This is a genomic window from Pseudomonas fluorescens (assembly GCF_018614775.1).
Taxonomy (GTDB): domain Bacteria; phylum Pseudomonadota; class Gammaproteobacteria; order Pseudomonadales; family Pseudomonadaceae; genus Aquipseudomonas; species Aquipseudomonas fluorescens_BY.
Genome location: NZ_JAGGOF010000011.1, coordinates 1 through 5,007, shown reverse-complemented (window position 1 = coordinate 5,007; position 5,007 = coordinate 1). Strand labels below are relative to the sequence as shown.

The window sequence follows — 5,007 nt, the reverse complement described above, 5'->3', positions numbered from 1 at the left end:
GCTCGCTCCCACATTGGATCGTGCTCAGCTCTTGCGAAACTGTCCGTCTATCGAGATCCTCCCGCGTGCCCGACGCCATCCTGCGCCTTGCCCTGCCTTCGCCCCTGCGCCGCTTGTTCGACTACCGCGCGCCGGCCGGGGTCCTGCGTGCCCAGTTGCAGCCGGGCATGCGCCTGCGGGTGCCGTTTGGTCGACGGGAAATGATCGGGATCCTGGTGGAGGTCGCCGACCACAGCGAGGTGCCGGCCGATAAGCTCAAACCGGCCTTGGCCCTGCTCGATGCCACGCCGCCACTGCCCGCGTCGCTGTTCAAGCTGTGCCTGTGGACCGCGCAGTATTACCAGCACAGCCTTGGCGACACCTTGAGCTGGGCGTTGCCGGTGCTGCTGCGCCAGGGCGAGCTGGCCGAGGCGCGCCAGGAGCGGTTCTGGTCGGTGGCGCCGGGCGCATCCATGGATGATCCGCGCATCGCCCGCGCCCCGCGCCAGCGCGAAGCCTTGGCGACCCTGGCCCAGCACCCCCACGGCGTGGCCCATCAGTTGCTGAGCAAACTGATGCTCAGCAAGGACAGCCTCGACCTGTTGCTGGCCAAGGACCTGGTCCAGGTGGAGATTCGCCGGCATGCACCCGGCGTGCGTCATGAACATTGGCTGGCCCAGCCGGAGTTGCCGCTCAACGCCGAACAACGGGCCGCCTGCGAAGCGATTCGCGCCGGTTTCGACAGTTATCATGCGTTTCTGCTGGCAGGCGTTACCGGCAGCGGCAAGACCGAGGTCTACCTGCAACTGATCCGCGAGACCCTGGAGGCCGGCAAGCAAGCCCTGGTGCTGATTCCGGAAATCAACCTCGGCCCGCAAACCCTGGCGCGCTTCGAGCAGCGCTTCAACGCCCGGATCGCCCTGGTGCACTCGGCGGTCAACGACCGCGAACGCCTGGAGGCGTGGCTCGCCGCGCGGGACGGCGAGGCCGACATCATCATCGGCACCCGTTCGGCCCTGTTCACGCCGATGAAAAATCCCGGCCTGATCATCATCGACGAAGAACACGACGGTTCCTATAAACAGCAGGAAGGCCTGCGTTATCACGCCCGCGACCTGGCGCTGGTGCGCGCCCGCCAGGAAAACATCCCCATCGTGCTCGGTTCCGCGACGCCGTCCCTGGAAAGCCTGCACAACGCCTACACTGGCCGCTACGGCCTGCTGCGCCTGACCGAACGGGCCGGCGGCGCCAAGCAGCCGCGCTTCCTGCGCCTGGACGTGAAAAGCCGCCCGCTGGACAGCGGCATTTCCGGACCCATGCAGCAAGCCATCGGCCAGACCCTGGCCGCTGGACAGCAAGTGCTGGTATTCCTCAACCGTCGCGGGTTCGCGCCGACCCTGCTGTGCCACGACTGCGGCTGGATGTCCGGCTGCGAGCGCTGCGACGCGCGGATGACCGTCCACCAGCGCTCTGGCGAACTGCGCTGCCATCATTGCGGCCACTGCGAACGAGTGCCCCGGCACTGCCCACAATGCGGCAGGGTGGACTTGCGCCCGGTTGGCGCCGGTACTGAACGCGCCGAAGAGCGCCTGGGTATCCTGTTCCCCGATTACCCGGTGCTGCGGGTGGATCGGGACAGCACGTCGCGCAAGGATGCGATGAACCAGCTGTTCGCCACGATCCAGAAGGGCCAGCCGTGCATCCTGGTGGGCACGCAGATGCTCGCCAAGGGACATCACTTCCCGCGGGTCACCCTGGTGTCGATCCTCGACGCCGATGGCGGGCTGTTCTCCGGCGACTTCCGCGCCAGTGAGCGCATGGCGCAGCTGATCGTCCAGGTCGCCGGCCGCGCCGGGCGCGCCGAGGAACCGGGCAAAGTGATTATCCAGACCCACCTGGCGGACCATCCGCTGCTGATCCAACTGACCGAGCAAGGCTATTTCGCCTTCGCCGAACAGGCCTTGAGCGAACGGCGCAGCGCCGGCCTGCCGCCCTTCGCGCACCTGGCCCTTTTGCGCGCCGAAGCCCACAAGTCCGGACAGGCTGAAAGCTTCCTCGACGAAGCCTGCAGCGAGGCAGAGCGCTTGCTGGCCGAGCAGAACCTCACCGGCATCGAACTGCTCGGTCCGGTGCCCGCCCCGATGGAACGGCGGGCCGGACGTTATCGGGCGCAGCTTTTATTGCAGGCCAATGCCCGGGCGCCCCTGCATCGGCTGCTGAGCGCCTGGTTGCTGGTGCTGGAGCAGATGCCCAGCGGGCGGGCGGTGCGCTGGTCGCTGGACGTGGATCCGGTGGATTTGTATTGATCCACCTTACCCTGTGGGAGCGGGCTTGCTCGCGAAAGCGGTGAGTCTGTTTCGGTGATGTAGCGGTACCGCCGCCTTCGCGAGCAAGCCCGCTCCCACAAAGGGATCCGGGTATGACCACAAGAATCAGGTCCCCTGGAAAACAAGCACAAACTCCCCAACCGACCCGCTACAGTTGGCAATCACCTCTGCGCCACGGATAATGCCCAGTTTTTCCACCCGCGCCTCACAGCGCCGCCGCGCCTGCGGTTGAACGAGAAGACCATGAAAGACACCATTCGCCAGCTCATCCAGCAAGCCATCGCCCAACTCGTCACTGAAGGTGTGCTGCCAGAAGGCCTGTCGCCGGCGATTCAGGTCGAAAACACCCGCGACAAGACCCACGGTGACTTCGCCAGCAACATCGCGATGATGCTCGCCAAACCGGCCGGCATGAAACCGCGGGACCTGGCGGAAAAAATCATCGCCGCGCTGCCGGCTGATGAAAACGTCAGCAAGGCCGACATCGCCGGCCCCGGGTTCATCAACTTCTTCCAGAACACCCAGGCCCTGGCCGCGCGCCTGGACGCGGCCCTGGCCGACGCCCGCATCGGCGCGCGCAAGGCCGGCCCGTTGCAGCGCACCGTGGTCGACCTGTCGGCCCCCAACCTTGCCAAGGAAATGCACGTCGGCCACTTGCGCTCGACCATCATCGGCGACGGCGTGGCCCGGGTCCTGGAGTTTCTCGGCGACACGGTGATCCGCCAGAACCACGTCGGCGACTGGGGCACTCAGTTCGGCATGCTGATGGCCTACCTGCAGGAAAACCCGGTCACCAGCGATGAGCTGTCGGACCTGGAGAACTTCTACCGCGCCGCCAAGCAACGCTTCGACGAGTCGCCGGAATTCGCCGATCGCGCCCGTGGCCTGGTGGTCAAGTTGCAGGCTGGCGAACCCGAGTGCCTGGCGCTGTGGATCAAGTTCAAGGACATCTCGCTGTCCCACTGTCAGAAAATCTACGAGTTGTTGAACGTCAAACTGACCATGGCCGACGTGATGGGCGAAAGCGCCTACAACGACGACCTGATCAATGTGGTCAACGACCTCAGGGCCAAGGGCATGCTGGTGGAAAGCAACGGCGCCCAGTGCGTGTTCCTCGACCAGTTCAAGACCGCCGATGACGAACCACTGCCGGTGATCATCGTCAAGGCCGACGGCGGCTACCTCTACGCCACCACCGACCTGGCGGCCGTGCGCTATCGCAACGGCGTGCTCAAGGCCGATCGGGTCCTGTATTTCGTCGACCAGCGTCAGGCCCTGCACTTCCAGCAAGTCTTCGAAGTGGCCCGCCAGGCCGGTTTCGTGACCCATCCGATGGAGATGGAGCACATGGGCTTCGGTACCATGAACGGCGCCGATGGCCGCCCGTTCAAGACCCGTGACGGCGGCACGGTGAAGCTGATCGACCTGCTGACCGAAGCCCAGGACCGCGCCTACACGCTGGTCAAGGGCAAGAACCCGGAGCTGGCCGAAGACGAATTGCGCAAGATCGCCAAGGTCGTGGGCATCGACGCGGTGAAGTACGCCGACCTGTCCAAGCACCGCACCAGCGACTACAGCTTCAACTTCGACCTGATGCTCAATTTCGAAGGCAACACCGCGCCTTACTTGCTGTACGCGTACACCCGCGTGGCAGGGGTGTTCCGCAAGCTCGGCAAAAGCTTCGATGAAGTGGACGGTCGGATCGTGCTGCAAGCCCCTCACGAACAGGAACTGGCGGCGAAGCTGGCACAGTTCGGCGAAGTGCTGAACAACGTCGCCGACAAAGGCACGCCCCACACGCTGTGCGCTTACCTGTACGATGTGGCCGGGCTGTTCTCCAGCTTCTACGAGAACTGCCCGATCCTCAACGCCGAGACCCCCGAGCAAATGCAGAGCCGCCTGCGCCTCGCCGCGCTGACCGGCCGCACGCTCAAGCAGGGCCTGGAACTGCTGGGCCTGGAAACCCTGGAGCGCATGTAAGTTGGCCGCCAAGAAAAAACCTGCACCCAAACGCGGCGCCAGTCGTTACCAGGCCCCGGCCAAGAAGCCGATTCCGGGCTGGTTGTGGATGGCCATCGGCCTGAGCGTCGGCGCGTTCATTGTGTTCCTGATGAAGCTGGAGCCGGGCCAGGGCGATGACGTCAAGCGCGTCCGGCAAGAGCAGCAGAAAGCCACGCGCATCGCCGAGGCCAACAAGACCCCGCCGAGCCCGACGCAGCCAGTGAAGCCCAAATACGACTTCTACACCCTGCTGCCGGAATCGGAAGTCATCGTGCCACCCGATGCCGTGCCGGAGAAAACCCTGCCGACGCCGCAAGTGCCGACCACGCCGGTGACCCCGGCCGAAGCGGCAAAAATCGACACCGCTCGGGCCCAGGCAGCCCTGGCCGGCATCACACCACCACCGGCCCCGCCAGTGCAGAAAGCCGCGCCGGTAACGAAGTTTTTCCTGCAAGCCGGCTCGTTCCGCAAGGAAGCCGACGCCGACAAGGTCCGCGCGCAGATCATTCTGCTGGGCCAGTCGGTGTCGGTGGAGTCCGGAACCGTGAAGGACGAAACCTGGTACCGGGTGCTGGTGGGCCCGTACAGCAACCGCGAGGAGCTGACCAAGGCGCAGAAACAATTGGCTGGCAGTGGCTTTAGCAATTTGTTGTTACAACAACGCCAGAACCGCTAGGGCCCTGATCATTCCCACGCTCTG

Annotated in this window: 3 protein-coding genes; all 3 read left to right on the top strand. The window is 64.9% G+C overall.

The window, feature by feature from the left end:
• The first annotated feature begins 65 nt into the window (after positions 1-65).
• Entirely contained in the window at positions 66-2,285 is a 2,220-nt protein-coding gene (locus J7E36_RS03325; RefSeq protein WP_214999852.1) for a primosomal protein N', read from the top strand.
• 264 nt (positions 2,286-2,549) lie between these two features.
• The gene (argS, locus tag J7E36_RS03320) at positions 2,550-4,286 is read left to right on the top strand and encodes an arginine--tRNA ligase (RefSeq protein WP_214999850.1); all 1,737 of its coding nucleotides are present in this window, start codon (positions 2,550-2,552) and stop codon (positions 4,284-4,286) included.
• A gap of 1 nt (position 4,287) precedes the next feature.
• Positions 4,288-4,983 (top strand): SPOR domain-containing protein, encoded by a 696-nt coding sequence (locus tag J7E36_RS03315; protein WP_214999848.1) that lies wholly within the window; start codon positions 4,288-4,290, stop codon positions 4,981-4,983.
• Positions 4,984-5,007: the final 24 nt, after the last annotated feature.

Excerpts from the sequence above, each read along its gene's own strand:
- argS (WP_214999850.1), top strand. The coding sequence starts at position 2,550 with ATGAAAGACACCATTCGCCAGCTCATCCAGCAAGCCATCGCCCAACTC.